Origin of the sequence: Micromonospora sp. HK10 (genome assembly GCF_000982955.1) — a bacterium.
GTDB lineage: Bacteria > Actinomycetota > Actinomycetes > Mycobacteriales > Micromonosporaceae > Micromonospora.
Genome location: NZ_KQ058852.1, coordinates 1 through 16,503, shown reverse-complemented (window position 1 = coordinate 16,503; position 16,503 = coordinate 1). Strand labels below are relative to the sequence as shown.

The following is a 16,503-nucleotide window of genomic DNA, read 5'->3' as shown; positions in this document are numbered from 1 at the left end:
GCCGGTGGGCTGAGAAACTGTGGGCCGGCCGGTGACTTGGGGGTTCGATGAACAACGGGTGGGTGCTGCCCGAGGACGTGTTGCGGGATGCGCCGACGTACGCGCTCCGCAACGCCGAGCTGGCCGATCTGGAGTTGCTGCTGACCGGGGCGTACGCCCCGCTGACCGGTTTCATGACCCGCGCCGACCTGGTCGCGGTGGGCCGGCGCGGCCGGCTGGCCGACGGCACCCCGTGGTCGGTGCCGGTGACCCTGCAGGCACCGGCCGGGCTGACCGAGGGGCTCGCGCTCGACGACCCGCAGCGCCGGGCGCTGGTGCTGACCGACGGCGAGGGCGCGCCGGTCGCCGCCATGGACGTGACCGACGTCTGGCCGACCCGCGAGGGCGTGGTGGGCGTGGGCGGCACGGTCCGCCGGCTGGGCGACGGCGGGCACGGGCCGTTCCAGCGGCTGCGGCGCAGCCCGGAGGAGATCCGCGCGCTGCTGCCCCCGGGGCGGGTGCTCGGTGTCTTCGCCGACCGTCCGCTGCACCGCCCGCAGCTCGCCCAGATCGCCCACGCCGCCCGTACCCTCGGCGCACACCTGCTGGTGCTGATCCCGGTGGGTGAGGAGGCGACCGGCGGGCTGCCGGCCGAGGCGCTGGTCCGCAGCGTCTTCGCGGCCCGGGACCGGATGCCCCCGGCCACCCTGGTGGCGGTGCCGCTGGCCCGGCGGCGCGACGAGATCAGCGACGCCCTGCTGCGGGCCCGGGTCGCCGCCGCGTACGGGGTGACCCACCTGCTCTCCACCGAGGGCATGCTCTCCGGCGCCGGCCTGCGGGTGCTGGTGCCCCGGGAGTTGGCCTACGACAACCGGGACGGGCAGTGGCGCTGGCGGGAGGACATCCCGCCGCGCAACCGGCGGCTGGCGCTGAGCCAGGAGGAGATCGACGACCTGCTGGACCGGGGCTTCCCGCTGCCGGAATGGCACACCCCGCCGGCGGTGGCCAAGGAGCTGGCCCGGGCCCGCCCGCCCCGCCGGCACCGGGGCCTGGTGATCTTCCTGACCGGCCTCTCCGGGTCGGGCAAGTCGACCATCGCCCGCGGGCTGGCCGACCTGCTCCGGGAGAACGGCGACCGGACCGTCACCCTGCTGGACGGGGACGTGGTGCGCCGGGAGCTCTCCGCCGGCCTGGGCTTCAGCAAGGCCGACCGGGACGCCAACGTGCGCCGGATCGGCTGGGTGGCCGCCGAGATCGCCCGGCACCGGGGCGTCGGCATCTGCTGCCCGATCGCCCCGTACGCGGCCGCCCGGGCCACCGCCCGGGAGATGGCGCACGCGGCCGGGGCGGGTTTCCTGCTGGTCCACGTGGCCACCCCGCTCGAGGTGTGCGAGCAGCGGGACCGCAAGGGCTTGTACGCCCGGGCCCGCGCCGGCCTGCTCACCGGGATGACCGGCATCGACGACCCCTACGAGGAGCCGACCGACGCGGACCTGATGGTGGACACCTCCGACCTGGCCGTCGACGAGGCGGTGCAGCAGGTGATGGACCACCTGGTCGAGGCGGGCTGGGTGGAGCCCCGCCTCCGCTCGGCCTGACCACCCCGCCACCCGACCGGCCCGCGCCACCCGACCGGCGCGCGCCACCCGGACCGGCCTGCCACCCGGACCGGCCTGCCACCCGGCCGGGCCGCCCACCCGACCGGCCCGCGCCACCCGGGCCGGCCTGCCACCCGGCCGGGCCGCCCACCCGACGGGCCTGCCAGCGGGCCGGCCGCCGCCGGTCCGCACCGCTTCCTTCCTTTGTGCGCTGGTGCGCGCTAGTGTTCGTCTTTGTTGGAATGCGTTCGACCCCGTGGAGACGTGGTCGCGGAGCCGAAGGTGGGGCGGGTGCTGGCGCGACAACGGCAGGCGGCCATCCTGGAACGGGTCCGCGCCGCCGGCGGGGTACGGGTCACCGACCTGGCCGGCGAGTTCGGCGTCTCCGACATGACCATCCGGCGCGACCTGGAGACGCTGCACGAGCAGGGCCTGCTGGCCAAGGTGCACGGTGGCGCCACGCTCGCCGGTCCCGGCTCCACCGACGAGCCCGGCTTCCACGCCAAGTCGGTCCGCCAGGCCGGCGAGAAGGCGGCCATCGCGGCCCGGGCCGCGCAGCTCGTCCCGCCCGGCGCGGCGGTCGCGCTCTCCGCCGGCACCACCACGGCCGAGCTGGCCCGCCGCCTGGTCGACGTGCCCGACCTCACGGTGGTGACGAACTCGCTGCCGGTGGCCGAGATCCTGCACGTCGGCGGCCGGCCCGACCAGACCGTGGTGCTCACCGGCGGCGTACGCACGCCCTCGGACGCGCTGGTCGGCCCGCTGGCCGTGGCGGCGCTCGGGGCGCTCCACCTGGACCTGCTCTTCCTCGGCGTGCACGGGATCAGCGAACGGGCCGGGTTCACCACCCCGAACCTGATGGAGGCGGACACCGACCGGGCGCTCGTGGCGGCCGCGGACCGGCTGGTGGTGCTCGCCGACCACACCAAGTGGGGGACGGTCGGCATCTCCTCGATCGTCGGCCTCGACGCGGCGGACGTGCTGGTCAGCGACGACCGGTTGGCACCCGAGGCGCGGCGGGTACTCGGGGACAGGGTGGGTGAGCTGGTCATCGTGCCGGCCACGGAGGGGGCGCAGTGAAGCGTACGCAGATCGAGCTGGCCGACGGCCGCGAGTTGATCTACTTCGACGAGCGGGACGACGCGGTCCGCGACCAGCCGGACCGGCGCGACCTGCCCCCGCCGCCGCCCGCCTCCCAACTCCGGTACGACCCGCTCACCGACGAGTGGGTGGCGGTGGCGGTGCACCGGCAGACCCGCACCTTTCTGCCCCCGGCCGACGAGTGCCCGCTCTGCCCGTCCCGGGGCGACCGGCTCAGCGAGATCCCGGCCCCGGACTACGACGTGGTCGTCTTCGAGAACCGCTTCCCGTCGCTGAGCCAGCGGATCGCCGAGGAGCCGGCCGCCGAGATCACCCCGTTCACCCCGGTCCGCCCCGGGCGCGGCCGGTGCGAGGTGGTCTGCTTCACCGACGACCACAACGCCTCGTTCGCCAGCCTCTCCCCCCGCCGGGTGCGCACCGTGCTGGACGCGCTCGCCGACCGGACCACCGCGCTGGGCGCCCTGCCCGGCGTCGAGCAGATCTTCCCGTTCGAGAACCGTGGGGTGGAGATCGGCGTGACCCTGCACCATCCGCACGGGCAGATCTACGCGTTTCCGTTCGTGACGCCGCGGACCCGCACCATGCTCGCCGCCGCCCGCCGGCACGCCGAGCGCACCGGCGGCAACCTCTACGCCGACGTGCTCGCCGCCGAGCGCGCCGCCGGGGACCGGGTGGTGGCGGCCAACGACCACTGGACCGCGTACGTGCCGGCGGCCGCCCGCTGGCCGTTCGAGGTGCATCTGGCCCCGCACCGGCCGGTGCCGGACATCCCGGCGCTGGACGACGCCGAGCGGGACGCCTTCGGCCCGCTCTACCTGGACGTGCTGCGCCGCTTCGACGGGCTGTTCGACCTGCCGATGCCGTACATCGCGGCCTGGCACCAGGCGCCGGTGCGGATCGACCGCGAGCTGGGCCACCTGCACCTGCAGCTGTTCAGCATCCGGCGGGCCAGGGACAAGCTGAAGTACCTGGCCGGCACGGAGTCGGCGATGGGCGTGTTCATCAACGACATCGCGCCCGAGCGGGCCGCGGAACTGCTCCGCGCCGCCTGAGAAAAGGGCCTGCTCAACGCCTGCGGTAGCGCGGAGGTCCGCCGCTCAACACCCGGACCCGACCGACCCGACCGACCCGACCGACCCGACCGACCCGACCGACCCGACCGACCCGACCGACCGGACCGACCGGACCGGCGGGCCGGCTCGCCCGGGAGAAAACAGGGCGCGGGGGGCCCGGGACAGGGCCCCCCGCAAGGGAAGGGACGGCTGGCTGTGCGTGACAGCCGGGGAACGGCTGGCTGATCGCCGCGAGACGACCGCGTCAGCCCTCCTGGACGGGACTGGCATCGCGTCCAGCCTGTTCAACGAGGCGCGCCGGGGCGAGGTGACGCGACTTCGGGTACGCGGAAGCCCGCCGACCGGGCGGTCGACGGGCTTCCGGGTGAACGGAACGGTCAGGCGGCGAGCCGGCGGGCCAGGTTCTCGTCCAGCGCGTTCATGAACTCGTCGGTGGTCAGCCACGGGGCGTCCCGCGAGATGAGCAGCGCCAGGTCCTTGGTCATCTGGCCGCCCTCGACGGTGTCGACGATGACCTGCTCCAGGGTGTTGGCGAACTCGGTGACCGCCGGGGTGCCGTCCAGCTTGCCCCGGTGGGACAGGCCCCGGGTCCAGGCGTAGATCGAGGCGATCGGGTTGGTCGAGGTCTTCTCGCCCTTCTGGTACTGCCGGTAGTGCCGGGTGACGGTGCCGTGCGCGGCCTCGGCCTCGACCGTACGGCCGTCCGGGGTCATCAGCACCGACGTCATCAGGCCCAGCGAGCCGAAGCCCTGCGCGACGGTGTCGGACTGCACGTCACCGTCGTAGTTCTTGCAGGCCCAGACGAACCCGCCCTCCCACTTGAGCGCGGCGGCGACCATGTCGTCGATCAGCCGGTGCTCGTAGGTGATGCCGGCGGCCTCGAACTCCGACCGGAACTCGTTCTCGAACACCTCGGCGAAGATGTCCTTGAACCGGCCGTCGTACGCCTTGAGGATGGTGTTCTTGGTGGACAGGTAGACCGGGTAGCCGCGGTCCAGGCCGTAGCGCATCGAGGCGCGGGCGAAGTCCCGGATCGACTCGTCGAAGTTGTACATGCCCATGGCGACGCCGCCGCCGGGGAAGTTGGCGACCTCCATCTCCATGGGCGCGCCGCCGTCGGCCGGGGTGTAGGTGATGGTCACCGTGCCCGGGCCGGGGACGACGAAGTCGGTGGCCTTGTACTGGTCGCCGTGCGCGTGCCGGCCGATGATGATCGGCTTGGTCCAGCCCGGGACGAGCCGCGGCACGTTCGACATGATGATCGGCTCGCGGAAGACCACGCCGCCGAGGATGTTGCGGATGGTGCCGTTCGGCGACCGCCACATCTTCTTCAGGCCGAACTCCTCCACCCGGGCCTCGTCCGGGGTGATGGTGGCGCACTTGACGCCGACGCCGTGCTCCTTGATGGCGTTGGCGGCGTCGACGGTGACCTGGTCGTCCGTCTCGTCGCGGTGCTGGATCGACAGGTCGTAGTAGTGCAGGTCGACGTCGAGGTAGGGCAGGATCAGCTGCTCCCGGATCTGCTTCCAGATGATCCGGGTCATCTCGTCGCCGTCGATTTCCACGACCGGGTTGTTTACCTTGATCTTCGCCATCGGCCGGCGCTCCTCTCGGGGGACACGTGCTCAAGCAGTACGAGCGTACTGGAAACCGCCGACGACCCCCCACCGCACCCTCCCACCTCCCTCCCACCCCACCCCCTCACCGGGTTGATCAAGGAGTTTTCGTCCAGGATCCGGCCCGTCCTGACGAAAACTCCTTGATCGTCCGAGCGGGTCCCGGGGCCGGGGCGGTGGTAGGGGGTGGGGGTGGGGGTGGGGGGTGGGGGTGGGGGGTGGGGGGGGTGGGGCGGTGGGGGCCGGGGTGGCCCTGCGGGGTGGTGCGGGGATCACATGCTGGCTACGTCGGCCTGCTTGGCGCGGACGGCCTCGGCGGCCTCCTTGAGGGCGGCCAGCTCGTCGGCGTCCAGGTCGGTCTCGACGACCCGCTTGACGCCCTCGGCGCCGATCTCGGCCTCGACGCCCAGGTAGACGCCGGAGATGCCGTACTGCCCGTCAACCCAGGCGCAGACCGGCATGACGTCGCCGGAGTCCTCGGCCACGGCCTTCGCCATCCGGGCCGCCGCGGCAGACGGGGCGTAGTACGCCGAACCGGTCTTGAGCAGCGCGACCACCTCGGCGCCACCGTTGCGGGTCTTGACGACCAGCTCCTCGATCTGCTCGGCCGGCATCGCGTCGCGCAGCGGCTTGCCGTTCACGGTGCTCTTGGACGGGACCGGGACCATGGTGTCGCCGTGCGAGCCGAGGGTCAGCGTCTTCACCGACCTAACCGGTACGTTCAGCGCCTCGGCGACGAAGTTGGTGAAGCGGGCGGTGTCCAGCATGCCGGCCTGGCCGAGCACCCGGTTCTTGGGGAACTGGGTGGCGAGCTGGGCCAGCGCGGTCATCTCGTCGAGCGGGTTGGAGACGACGATGACGACGGCGTTCGGGGCGTACTTGGCGACGTTCTCGGCGACCTGGCGGACGATCTTGGCGTTGGTCTCCAGCAGGTCCATCCGGCTCATGCCCGGCTTGCGCGGCAGGCCCGCGGTGATGACCACGACGTCCGAGCCCTCGATGGCCTCGTAACCCTCGCCGTTCGGGCCGGTGGTGACGCCTACGACCTTGGTCTCGAAGCCCTCGACGGCCCGCGACTGGTTGAGGTCCAGCGCGAGGCCCGCCGGCTTGCCCTCCACGATGTCGGTGATCACGACGGTGTCGAAGACGTCGTACTCGGCCAGGCGCTGTGCGGTGGTGGAGCCGTAGAAGCCGGCCCCGACGACAGTGACCTTCTTACCCATGGTCGTCCCACTCCCTGATACCAGTCGGTTTTCCGGACCGTATCAGCCATCCTGGCACTGATCGGGCCAGGGGCGGACAGTTATGACCTGCCTGGGCGGCTCACTCCTGCCGCTCGGCCCGCTCGACCACGTTGGTCAGCAGCATGGCGCGGGTCATCGGACCGACCCCGCCCGGCATCGGCACCAGCCTGCCCGCCACCTCGGCCACCTCCGGGTCGACGTCTCCGGTGTAGCGGCCCTTGCCGTCCGCGCCGACCACCCGGGTGATGCCCACGTCCACCACGGTCGCGCCGGGGCTGACCATGTCGGCGGTGAGCAGGCCCGGCACCCCGGCCGCCACGATCACGATCTCCGCCTCGCGGGTACGCGCGGCCAGGTCCAGCGTGCCGGTGTGGCAGAGGGTCACCGTCGCGTTCTCGCTGCGCCGGGTCAGCAGCAGGCCCAGCGGCCGGCCGACCGTGTTGCCCCGCCCGACCAGGGCCACCCGGGCGCCGCGCAGCGGCACGTCGTGCCGGCGCAGCAGCTCGATGATGCCGCGCGGGGTGCAGGGCAGCGGTGCGTCGTAGCCGAGGACCAGGCGGCCCAGGTTGACCGGGTGCAGCCCGTCGGCGTCCTTGGCCGGGTCGATCAGCTCAAGCGCCCGCTGGGTGTCCAGGTGGGCCGGCAGCGGCAGCTGGACGATGTAGCCGTGGCAGGCCGGGTCGGCGTTCAGCTCGGCCAGCACCGCGTCGAGCTGCTCCTGGGTGGCGTCGGCGGGCAGCTCGCGCCGGATCGAGGCGATGCCCACCTCGGCGCAGTCCCGGTGCTTGCCGTTGACGTACGCCTGGGAGCCGGGATCCGCGCCGACCAGGACCGTGCCCAGCCCGGGCGTGATGCCCCGCTCCGCCAGCGCCTTGACCCGCGTCCGCAGCTCGTCCTTGATCTCCGCCGCGGTCGCCTTGCCGTCGAGGATGGTCGCCGTCACGCATGGATCGTCTCACGGCGCGGGGCGGGCGGGTCGTTGACGGCGAACGGTGACGATCCGTCAGGTGGCGATTGTCACCGAGAGTCACCAAATGTGCCGCACCCCACAACCGAGCCGGACGCCAGGGGATCGGACCGGACGAGCCGGACAGCCCCGCCGGATCGACCCGGCCGCATCGTGACCACGACGTACCGCGCACCCGCCCGGCACGGAAGCCCTGGCCGGAGGCTTTTAGGAGCTTTGCCGTACCACGCCGGTCCGGCGGCGACAAGCCGGGTCGGCACCTTCCGTTACCGGTTCGCAACCCTTCCGTTGTCGATCGTCGGCACGCGACCTACCGTTACCGATCGTTGCGCAGCGTTACCCAGCGTCGGGCCTGACTGCGCAGCGTGAGGAGATGAGGAGAGTTCATGCGTGTTCGTAGACTCGCCGCCTGGGCCGCCCTCCCGCTCGTGGTGACGCTGGGCCTGGCGGCCTGCGGCAGCGGCGGGAACGGTGACTCCAGCGGCAGCGGCCAGGGTGCGGGCGTCAGCATCCAGATCGCGGAGCCGCAGCACCTGGTTCCCACCAACACCACCGAAACGTCCGGCTCACAGGTGCTCGCCGGCCTGTTCAGCCCGCTCGTCGACTACGACGCGCAGAACAAGCCTTACGAGGTGGCCGCCGAGTCGGTGACGTCGTCGGACAACAAGGTCTGGACGATCAAGCTCAAGGACGGCTTCACCTTCCACGACGGCCAGAAGGTCACGTCCGACGACTACATCAACGCCTGGAACTACGGCGCGTACGCGCCCAACGGCCAGGGCGCGAGCTACTTCTTCGAGAAGATCGCGGGCTACCAGGACCTGCAGGGTGAGAAGCCGAAGGCCACCACGATGTCCGGCCTGGAGAAGGTGGACGACCTCACCTTCCGGGTGACGCTCTCCGAGCCGTACATCGACTTCAAGTCGATGCTCGGCTACACCGCGTTCTACCCGCTGCCGAAGGCCGCGTTCTCCGCGCCGGGCGTGCTCAACGACTCGTACGAGCAGGCGCCGATCGGCCAGGGCCCGTTCAAGATGAAGGGCACCTGGCAGCACGACAGCAAGCTCGAGGTCGAGCGCTACGACGCCTACCCGGGCGAGAAGCCCAAGGTCAAGGACGTCGAGTTCCGGGTCTACCAGCAGCTCACGGCCGCGTACTCGGACCTGCAGTCGGACAACCTCGACGTGCTGCCGACCATCCCGACGGAGAACCTGAGCACCGCGCAGAGCGACCTGGGCGAGAACTACCAGACCAGCCCGATGTCGTCGTTCCAGTTCCTGGCCTTCCCGACGTTCGAGAAGGAGTACAGCAAGCCGGACGTGCGCAAGGCGATCTCGATGGCGATCGACCGGGACGAGATCACCAAGTCGATCTTCAAGGAGTCCCAGCAGCCCGCCCGCTCGTTCGTCTCGCCGGTGCTGCCGGGCTACCGGGACAACACCACGGGCGCCGCGGGCCAGTTCAACCCGACCGAGGCCAAGAAGCTCTACCAGGCCGCCGGCGGCCCGTCGAAGATCACCATCTCCTACAACGGGGACGGCGGTCACAAGGACTGGGTCGACGCGACCTGCAACCAGCTCAAGGCCAACCTGGGCGTCGACTGCGTCGGCTCCGCCGAGCCGAAGTTCGCCGACCTGCTGACCAAGGTCGAGAAGAAGCAGCCGGTGGGTCTGTTCCGGATGGGCTGGGTCATGGACTACCCGTCCATGGAGGACTACCTCGGCCCGCTGTACAGCACCAACGGTTCGTCGAACTACTACGGCTACAGCAACCCGGAGTTCGACCGCCTGGTCAAGGAGGGCTCGGCCGCGCCCACCCAGGAAGAGGCGATCAAGAAGTACCAGCAGGCCGAGGACATCCTGGCCAAGGACATGCCGGTGATCCCGCTGCGCTTCGGCGAGAACGTGTTCGGGCACTCCAGCAAGGTCAAGAACGTCCAGATGGACCTGTTCCAGCGGGTCAACCTCGTCAAGATCGAGGCGGCCAGCTGAGCTGACCACGGCACGGGCCACCCGGGGCGACCCGGGTGGCCCGGCGCGTGGCGGCGCGACCCGCCGGCGGTCCGCGGGCCCCGCCCCCGCGCCGGCCCGAGGGCGGCGGTGGCTAATTTCCGGTACACCAGAGATGTCATCCAGCGCCCCTTTCGCGCTATTCCGGAGAGACTGGCAAGCATGTTCCGCTTCATCCTGCGGCGCCTCCTGCAGATGGTCCTCGCGTTCTTCGGGACCACGCTGATCGTCTACGCGCTGATGTTCGCCGGGCAGGGCGACCCGATCCAGGCCCTCGCCGGGGAGCGGCCGGTGACCGCGGCCCAGCGGGCATACCTGACGGAGAAGTACCACCTGGACGCCACCGGCGTCGGCGGCTTCTTCTACCGCTACCTCGACTACGTCAAGAACCTGCTCCAGGGCGACCTGGGCCAGTCGCTCACCGGCCGGCAGATCGGCGACATCCTCCAGCAGGCCTGGCCGGTCACCGTCCGGCTGGCGCTCATCGCGCTCGCCGTGGCCATCCTCTTCGGCGTCACGGCCGGCGTGATCGCCGGTATCCGCCGGGCGAGCATCTTCGACAACTCGACGCTGGTGCTCACCCTGCTGGTGCTGGGCATCCCGACCATCGTCCTGGCCCCGCTCGCGCAGTACTTCCTCGGCGTCAAGTGGCAGCTCTTCCCGCCCACCGCCGGGGCCCAACCGAGCCTCTACGCGCTGCTGCTGCCCGGCATCGTGCTCGGCTCGCTGTCGCTGGCCACCGCCCTGCGGCTGACCCGCACCTCGGTGGCGGAGAACCTGCGCGCCGACTACGTCCGGACCGCCCGGTCGAAGGGCCTGGTCAAGCGGCGGATCGTCAGCGTCCACGTACTGCGCAACTCGCTCATCCCGGTGATCACCTTCCTCGGCGTCGAGCTGGGCAACCTGATGAGCGGCGCGATCATCACCGAGGGCGTGTTCAACATCCCCGGCGTCGGCTTCAACCTGTTCCGCGGCATCCGCACCGAAGACGGCCCGCTGGTGGTCGGCATCGTCAGCGTGCTCGTCGTGGTCTACCTGATCTCCAACCTGGTGGTGGACGTCCTGTACGCCGTACTCGATCCGAGGATCCGCTATGAGTGAGCGCAGCGAACGAAGCAACCACGCGGTGTGCCCGACCGCTCGTGACCGCGCCGAGCGGAACGAGGTGCGGGCATGAGCGATTTCGAGACCGTGGCCGCCACCGAGAACCAGGCCGCGCGGCGCGGCGTCTCCGGCGAGCCCGGCACGCCCAACCAGGTCGGCGCCCCGCAGAAGCCGCGCAGCCTGGCCGGCGACGCCTGGCGGGACCTGCGCCGCAACCCGATCTTCTGGATCAGCCTGGGCCTGGTCGTGCTCTTCACCGCGATGGCCGCCGTGCCGTCGCTGTTCACCGGCAACGACCCGCGGGACTGCCTGCTCTCCCGGCAGCACGCCGGGCCGTCCGGCGCGGCCATCCTCGGGTACGACTTCCAGGGCTGCGACGTCTACGCCCGAGCGGTCTACGGCACCCGTGCCTCGCTGCTGGTCGGCGCCCTCGCCGCGCTGGCCACCGGCGTGATCGCGCTGCTGGTCGGCATGCTCGCCGGCTACTTCGGCGGCTGGGTGGACGCGGTGCTCTCCCGCGTGATCGACATCGTGCTCGGCATCCCGCTGCTGCTCGCCGCGATCGTGCTGCTCAAGCGGGTCAGCACCAGCAGCGACAACGTCCGGCTGTTCGCGGTGATCTTCGTACTGGCGGTGCTCGGCTGGACCACGGCGGCCCGGGTGGTCCGCTCCTCGGTGATCACCGCCAAGGAGCAGGACTACGTGGCCGCGGCGCGGATGCTCGGCGCCGGCAACGGCCGGATCATGTGGCGGCACATCCTGCCGAACGCGCTCGCCCCGGCGATCGTGGTGCTCACCATCGCGCTCGGCTCGTTCATCGCGGCCGAGGCGACCCTGAGCTTCCTCGGTATCGGCCTGAAGGCCCCGACCATCTCCTGGGGTCAGGACATCGACACCGGCCGCATCCACATGCGGGAGTCGGCGACCCCGCTGATCGTCCCCTCGGCCTTCCTCGCGCTGACCGTGCTCGCCTTCATCATGCTGGGCGACGCGATCCGCGACGCCTTCGACCCGAAGCTGCGGTGAGGGCCCTCATGCGAGCGCGAGGAGTGAGCGCAGCGAGCCCCGCAGCCGCGAGCGAAAGGCAGGCAGTGCGAGCGCGAGGAGTGAGCGCAGCGAGCCCCGCAGCCGCGAGCGAAAGGCAGGCGCAGTGACCCAGTCCGCTGTCCAACCCACCCCGGCCTCCCCCACTCCGCCCGGCGGCCACCTGCTCGACGTACGGGACCTGCACATCGAGTTCCGCACCCGGGAGGGCGTGGCCAAGGTGATCAACGGGGTGTCGTACCACCTCGACCCCGGCGAGACCCTGGCCGTGCTCGGCGAGTCCGGCTCCGGCAAGTCGGTGACCGCCCAGGCGATCATGGGCATCCTGGACACTCCGCCGGCGCACATCACCGCCGGTCAGATCCTCTACCAGGGCCAGGACCTGCTGACCCGGTCCGAGGAGCAGCGCCGGCAGGTACGCGGCAAGGAGATCGCGATGATCTTCCAGGACGCGCTGTCGGCGTTGAACCCGGTCTTCCCGGTCGGCTGGCAGATCGGCGAGACGCTGCGCCAACGCGAGGGGATGTCCCGGGCCGACGCCCGCCGCCGGGCCGTCGAGCTGATGGACCTGGTCAAGATCCCGGCTGCGGCGAAGCGGCTCGGCGACTACCCGCACCAGTTCTCCGGCGGCATGCGCCAGCGCGTGATGATCGCGATGGCGCTCGCCCTGAACCCGAAGGTGCTGATCGCCGACGAGCCCACCACGGCGCTCGACGTCACCGTGCAGGCCCAGATCATGGACCTGCTGGCCGACCTGCGCCGCGACCTCAACATGGCGATGATCCTGATCACCCACGACCTCGGTGTGGTGGCCGGCGTGGCCGACCGGATCGCGGTCATGTACGCCGGCCGGATCGTCGAGCACGCCGACGTGCGCTCGCTGTACCGGGCGCCGGCGCACCCGTACACCAAGGGTCTGCTGGAGTCGATCCCGCGGCTGGACGTCCGCGGCCAGGCGCTCGCCACGATCAAGGGGCTGCCGCCGAACCTCATGCGGATCCCCTCCGGCTGCCCGTTCCACCCCCGGTGCCCGTACGCGCAGCAGGTCTGCGTGGACGAGGTGCCGCACGACCTGGTCCTCGGCGACGGCCGGACCAGCGCGTGCCACTTCGCCCAGGAGGTCCGCGATGACAGCGCCCGCTAGCCCCACCAAGGTCCGCGGCGAGACGCTCCTCTCCGTCGACAACGTGGTCAAGCACTTCCCGATCAGCCAGGGGGTGCTGTTCAAGAAGCAGATCGGCGCGGTGAAGGCCGTCGACGGGGTCAGCTTCGAACTGCGCCGCGGCGAGACCCTCGGCGTGGTCGGCGAGTCCGGTTGCGGCAAGTCGACCCTGGCCCGGCTGCTCATGCGGCTGGAGTCGCCGACCGCCGGCCGGGCCACCCTGGAGGGGCGGGACCTGTTCAAGGCCTCCGGCTCCGAGCTGCGCCGGCTGCGCCGGAACATGCAGATGGTGATGCAGGACCCGTACACCTCGCTCAACCCGCGGATGACGGTCGGCGACATCATCGGCGAGCCGTTCGACATCCACCCGGAGGCGGCCCCGAAGGGCAGCAAGCGGGGGCGGGTGCAGGAACTGCTGGACGTGGTCGGGCTGAACCCGGAGCACATCAACCGCTACCCGCACCAGTTCTCCGGCGGCCAGCGGCAGCGCATCGGCATCGCCCGGGCGCTGGCCCTGCGACCGGAGATCATCGTCTGTGACGAGCCGGTGTCCGCCCTGGACGTCTCCATCCAGGCCCAGGTGATCAACCTGCTCGAGCAGCTTCAGGACGAGCTCGGGCTGTCGTACATCTTCATCGCCCACGACCTGTCGGTGGTCCGGCACATCTCCGACCGGGTCGCCGTGATGTACCTCGGCAAGATCGTGGAGATCGGCACCGAGGAGGAGATCTACGAGCGGGCCACCCACCCGTACACCCAGGCGCTGCTCTCGGCGGTGCCGGTGCCCGACCCGGACGCCCGGACGGACCGCAGCATCATCCGGCTCACCGGCGACGTGCCGAGCCCGGCCGACCCGCCGTCGGGCTGCCGGTTCCGGACCCGCTGCTGGAAGGCGCAGGAGGTCTGCGCCACCCAGGAACCGCACGCCGTGCTGCGGGCGGCCGACCCGCACCCGTCGGCCTGCCACTTCGCCGAGGTACGCGCGGCCGCCTGAGTCCGTCGGCCGGAGCGGCCCGCCTCGGGAGGGGCCGCTCCGCCGTCGGTCAGTCGCGGGACCGGCCGGCCCGCGCCCGATGCGCCGTCAGTGGAAGAAGTGCCGGGTGCCGGTGAGGTACAACGTGACCCCGGCCTCCTTGCACGCCGCGATCGTCTCCTCGTCCCGGATCGAGCCGCCGGGCTGCACGATCGCCCGGACGCCGGCCTCGATGAGGATCGCCGGACCGTCGGCGAACGGGAAGAACGCGTCCGACGCGCAGACCGAGCCGCGGGCCCGGTCGGCGCCGGCCCGGCTCACCGCGAGCCGCGCCGAGTCCACCCGGTTGACCTGGCCCATCCCGACCCCGACGGTGGCGCCGTCGCGGGCCAGCAGGATGGCGTTGCTCTTCACCGCGCGGACCGCCCGCCAGGCGAACGCGAGGTCGCGCAGGGTCGCCTCGTCGGCGGCCGTACCGGTGGCCAGCGTCCAGGTGGACGGGTCGTCGCCCGCCGCGTCGACGGCGTCCCGCCGCTGCACCAGCACCCCGCCGCTGACCTGCCGCCACTCGGTCGCCGCCGGCGCGAAGGCGGGCGCCCGCAGCAGCCGGATGTTCTTCTTCCCCTGGAGGATCTCCACCGCGCCCTCGTCGAAGCCCGGCGCCACCAGCACCTCGGTGAAGATCTCCGCGACCTGGCGGGCCAGCTGCACGCTGACCGGCCGGTTCACCGCGATCACCCCGCCGTACGCGGAGACCGGGTCGCAGGCGTGCGCCTTGCGGTGTGCCTCGGCCACGTCCGCGCCGACCGCGATGCCGCACGGGTTGGCGTGCTTGATGATGGCGACCGCCGGCTGCTCCGGGAAGTCGTGCGCGGCCCGCCAGGCGGCGTCGGCGTCCACGTAGTTGTTGTAGGACATCTCCTTGCCGTGCAGCTGCTCGGCCTGCGCGAGACCGGCCGGACCGGCCGGGTCGGCGTACAGAGCCGCCGCCTGGTGCGGGTTCTCCCCGTAGCGCAGCACCGCCTGGCGGCGCAGGGCCAGCCCGGCGAAGCGCGGCGGCCAGTCGGCGTCCGCCGGGTCCTGGGCGAACCACTCGGCCACGGCCACGTCGTACTCGGCGATGTCGGCGAAGGCGCGGGCCGCCAGCGCCCGCCGCTGGGCCAGCGTGAAGCCGCCCTCGGCGAGGGCGTCGAGCAGCGCCGGGTACGCCGCCGGGTCGGTCACCACGGCCACCGAGGCGTGGTTCTTCGCCGCGGCCCGGACCATCGCCGGCCCACCGATGTCGATCTGCTCGACGCACTCGTCCCGGCTGGCGCCGGAGGCCACCGTCGCCTGGAACGGGTAGAGGTTGGACACCAGCAGGTCGATGCCGGCGATGCCGTGCTCGTCGAGCTGGGCGGCGTGCGCGTCCTTGCGCAGGTCGGCGAGGAGACCACCGTGGATCTTCGGGTGCAGCGTCTTCACCCGGCCGTCGAGGATCTCCGGGAAGCCGGTCACCTGCTCGACCGGCGTCACCGGCACGCCCGCGCCCGCGATCGTCGCGGCGGTGCTGCCGGTGGAGACGATCTCCACCCCCGCCTGGTGCAGGGCGCCGGTCAGGTCGACCAGGCCGGTCTTGTCGTAGACGCTGACCAGTGCCCGCCGGATCGGGCGCCGGACGTCCTCAGTCGTGCTCACGGAACAGTGACCTTTCTGCCGGTGATCGTCCAACCGTCACGGACCAGCCGACCGACCTGCTCGACGAGCTGGCGCCGCTCGGCGGACTTGATGCGCTCGGTGAGCGTCTCCTCGTCGTCGTCGTCCAGCACCGGGACGGCGACCTGGGCGACGATCGGGCCGGTGTCCATCCCGGCGTCGACGAAGAACAGGGTGGCCCCGGTGACCTTCACGCCGTACTCGAGCGCGTCCCGGGGGCCGTGGATGCCGGGGAACGCCGGCAGCAGGGTGTTGTGCGTGTTGAGGTAGCGGTCGCCGAACGCGCCCAGGAAGTGCGGGCCGACCAGCTTGAGGAAGCCCGCGCTGATCACCAGGTCCGGCTCGTGCTCGGCGACCCGGGCGGTCAACGCCTTGTCCCAGTCCTCCCGGGACGGATGGTCCTTGAGCCGCTCGACGAAGGAGGGCACCCCGGCCGCCGCGGCCCGGTCCAGACCGGCGATCCCGTCCCGGTCGGCGCCGACGGCGACGACCCGTGCCCCGTAGCCGGGGTCGGCGGCGGCGTCCAGCAGGGCCTGGAGGTTGCTGCCGGAACCGGAGACGAGGACGACGAGGCGGGCGACGGACGCGGGCTCGGTCACCGGGCAACCCTATCGGGCCGGGCCGGCCGTCCAGCGGTCGGGCGCGGCATCGTGAGAGATCACCCCGGTGGCGGCGGCACGATACGCTGCCGACGCCCGGTGCCGGCGTACGCCCGGCCCGGCGTCGACATCGTGACCTTGGTCCCGGGCCCGTGTGTCGCGGCGTCCCGGTGCTGGGCGGAATGATGAGCGGCAGCGACCGACCATGGACCGTCGACCCCCAGTTTGAGGAGCAACCAGCAATGCAGCCCGGTTACCCCGGTCAGGACCCGTACGGCCAGCAGCAGCCCAACCAGGACCCGACCTCCCCGCAGTACGACCCGTACGCGCAGCCGCCGC

Annotated in this window: 13 protein-coding genes; 8 read left to right on the top strand and 5 right to left on the bottom strand. The window is 71.8% G+C overall.

What is annotated here, in order from left to right; genetic code table 11:
• Positions 1-47: 47 nt before the first annotated feature.
• From cysC to galT, 3 genes are all read left to right on the top strand, one after another.
• Positions 48-1,577 carry an adenylyl-sulfate kinase gene (cysC, locus tag LQ51_RS21460; RefSeq protein ID WP_046568433.1) on the top strand — a complete coding sequence of 510 codons (1,530 nt, stop codon included), beginning with the start codon at positions 48-50 and terminating at the stop codon, positions 1,575-1,577.
• A 291-nt stretch (positions 1,578-1,868) separates the two neighbouring features.
• On the top strand, positions 1,869-2,657 hold the full coding sequence (locus tag LQ51_RS21455; protein WP_046568569.1) for a DeoR/GlpR family DNA-binding transcription regulator: 789 nt from the start codon (positions 1,869-1,871) through the stop codon (positions 2,655-2,657).
• Positions 2,654-3,730, top strand: a complete 1,077-nt coding sequence (gene galT, locus LQ51_RS21450) for a galactose-1-phosphate uridylyltransferase (protein ID WP_046568432.1) — start codon at positions 2,654-2,656, stop codon at positions 3,728-3,730. The genes LQ51_RS21455 and galT overlap by 4 nt, the downstream gene beginning before the upstream one ends.
• A gap of 398 nt (positions 3,731-4,128) precedes the next feature.
• On the opposite strand, the gene LQ51_RS21445 is transcribed toward galT, so the two are convergent.
• From LQ51_RS21445 to LQ51_RS21435, 3 genes are all read right to left on the bottom strand, one after another.
• Positions 4,129-5,346: an NADP-dependent isocitrate dehydrogenase gene (locus tag LQ51_RS21445; protein WP_046568429.1), complete on the bottom strand. Its 1,218-nt coding sequence runs from the start codon at positions 5,344-5,346 to the stop codon at positions 4,129-4,131.
• 293 nt (positions 5,347-5,639) lie between these two features.
• Positions 5,640-6,590, bottom strand: coding sequence for a malate dehydrogenase (gene mdh / locus LQ51_RS21440; protein ID WP_046568427.1), 951 nt, complete (start codon positions 6,588-6,590; stop codon positions 5,640-5,642).
• A gap of 100 nt (positions 6,591-6,690) precedes the next feature.
• Positions 6,691-7,554 (bottom strand): bifunctional methylenetetrahydrofolate dehydrogenase/methenyltetrahydrofolate cyclohydrolase, encoded by an 864-nt coding sequence (locus LQ51_RS21435; protein ID WP_046568425.1) that lies wholly within the window; start codon positions 7,552-7,554, stop codon positions 6,691-6,693.
• A gap of 410 nt (positions 7,555-7,964) precedes the next feature.
• Between LQ51_RS21435 and LQ51_RS21430 the strand changes: the two genes are divergently transcribed.
• From LQ51_RS21430 to LQ51_RS21410, 5 genes are all read left to right on the top strand, one after another.
• Positions 7,965-9,569, top strand: coding sequence for a peptide ABC transporter substrate-binding protein (locus LQ51_RS21430; protein WP_046568423.1), 1,605 nt, complete (start codon positions 7,965-7,967; stop codon positions 9,567-9,569).
• A 180-nt stretch (positions 9,570-9,749) separates the two neighbouring features.
• The gene (locus LQ51_RS21425) at positions 9,750-10,688 is read left to right on the top strand and encodes an ABC transporter permease (protein ID WP_046568421.1); all 939 of its coding nucleotides are present in this window, start codon (positions 9,750-9,752) and stop codon (positions 10,686-10,688) included.
• A gap of 72 nt (positions 10,689-10,760) precedes the next feature.
• Positions 10,761-11,717, top strand: a complete 957-nt coding sequence (locus tag LQ51_RS21420) for an ABC transporter permease (protein ID WP_046568419.1) — start codon at positions 10,761-10,763, stop codon at positions 11,715-11,717.
• 124 nt (positions 11,718-11,841) lie between these two features.
• The gene (locus LQ51_RS21415; RefSeq protein WP_046568417.1) at positions 11,842-12,879 is read left to right on the top strand and encodes an ABC transporter ATP-binding protein; all 1,038 of its coding nucleotides are present in this window, start codon (positions 11,842-11,844) and stop codon (positions 12,877-12,879) included.
• On the top strand, positions 12,863-13,891 hold the full coding sequence (locus tag LQ51_RS21410; RefSeq protein ID WP_046568416.1) for an ABC transporter ATP-binding protein: 1,029 nt from the start codon (positions 12,863-12,865) through the stop codon (positions 13,889-13,891). The genes LQ51_RS21415 and LQ51_RS21410 overlap by 17 nt, the downstream gene beginning before the upstream one ends.
• A gap of 87 nt (positions 13,892-13,978) precedes the next feature.
• Here the strand turns inward: LQ51_RS21410 and purH are convergent, their stop codons facing one another.
• Together purH and purN are read right to left on the bottom strand one after the other, a co-directional pair.
• Positions 13,979-15,547 carry a bifunctional phosphoribosylaminoimidazolecarboxamide formyltransferase/IMP cyclohydrolase gene (gene purH / locus LQ51_RS21405; RefSeq protein WP_046568414.1) on the bottom strand — a complete coding sequence of 523 codons (1,569 nt, stop codon included), beginning with the start codon at positions 15,545-15,547 and terminating at the stop codon, positions 13,979-13,981.
• Positions 15,544-16,164, bottom strand: a complete 621-nt coding sequence (gene purN, locus LQ51_RS21400; RefSeq protein WP_046568411.1) for a phosphoribosylglycinamide formyltransferase — start codon at positions 16,162-16,164, stop codon at positions 15,544-15,546. Before purN ends, purH begins: the two co-directional genes overlap by 4 nt.
• Positions 16,165-16,503 lie beyond the last annotated feature (339 nt).

Coding starts and splice junctions, on each gene's coding strand:
- cysC (WP_046568433.1), top strand. CDS start 48: ATGAACAACGGGTGGGTGCTGCCCGAGGACGTGTTGCGGGATGCGCCG.
- LQ51_RS21445 (WP_046568429.1), bottom strand. CDS start 5,346: ATGGCGAAGATCAAGGTAAACAACCCGGTCGTGGAAATCGACGGCGAC.
- mdh (WP_046568427.1), bottom strand. CDS start 6,590: ATGGGTAAGAAGGTCACTGTCGTCGGGGCCGGCTTCTACGGCTCCACC.
- LQ51_RS21430 (WP_046568423.1), top strand. CDS start 7,965: ATGCGTGTTCGTAGACTCGCCGCCTGGGCCGCCCTCCCGCTCGTGGTG.
- LQ51_RS21425 (WP_046568421.1), top strand. CDS start 9,750: ATGTTCCGCTTCATCCTGCGGCGCCTCCTGCAGATGGTCCTCGCGTTC.
- LQ51_RS21420 (WP_046568419.1), top strand. CDS start 10,761: ATGAGCGATTTCGAGACCGTGGCCGCCACCGAGAACCAGGCCGCGCGG.
- LQ51_RS21410 (WP_046568416.1), top strand. CDS start 12,863: ATGACAGCGCCCGCTAGCCCCACCAAGGTCCGCGGCGAGACGCTCCTC.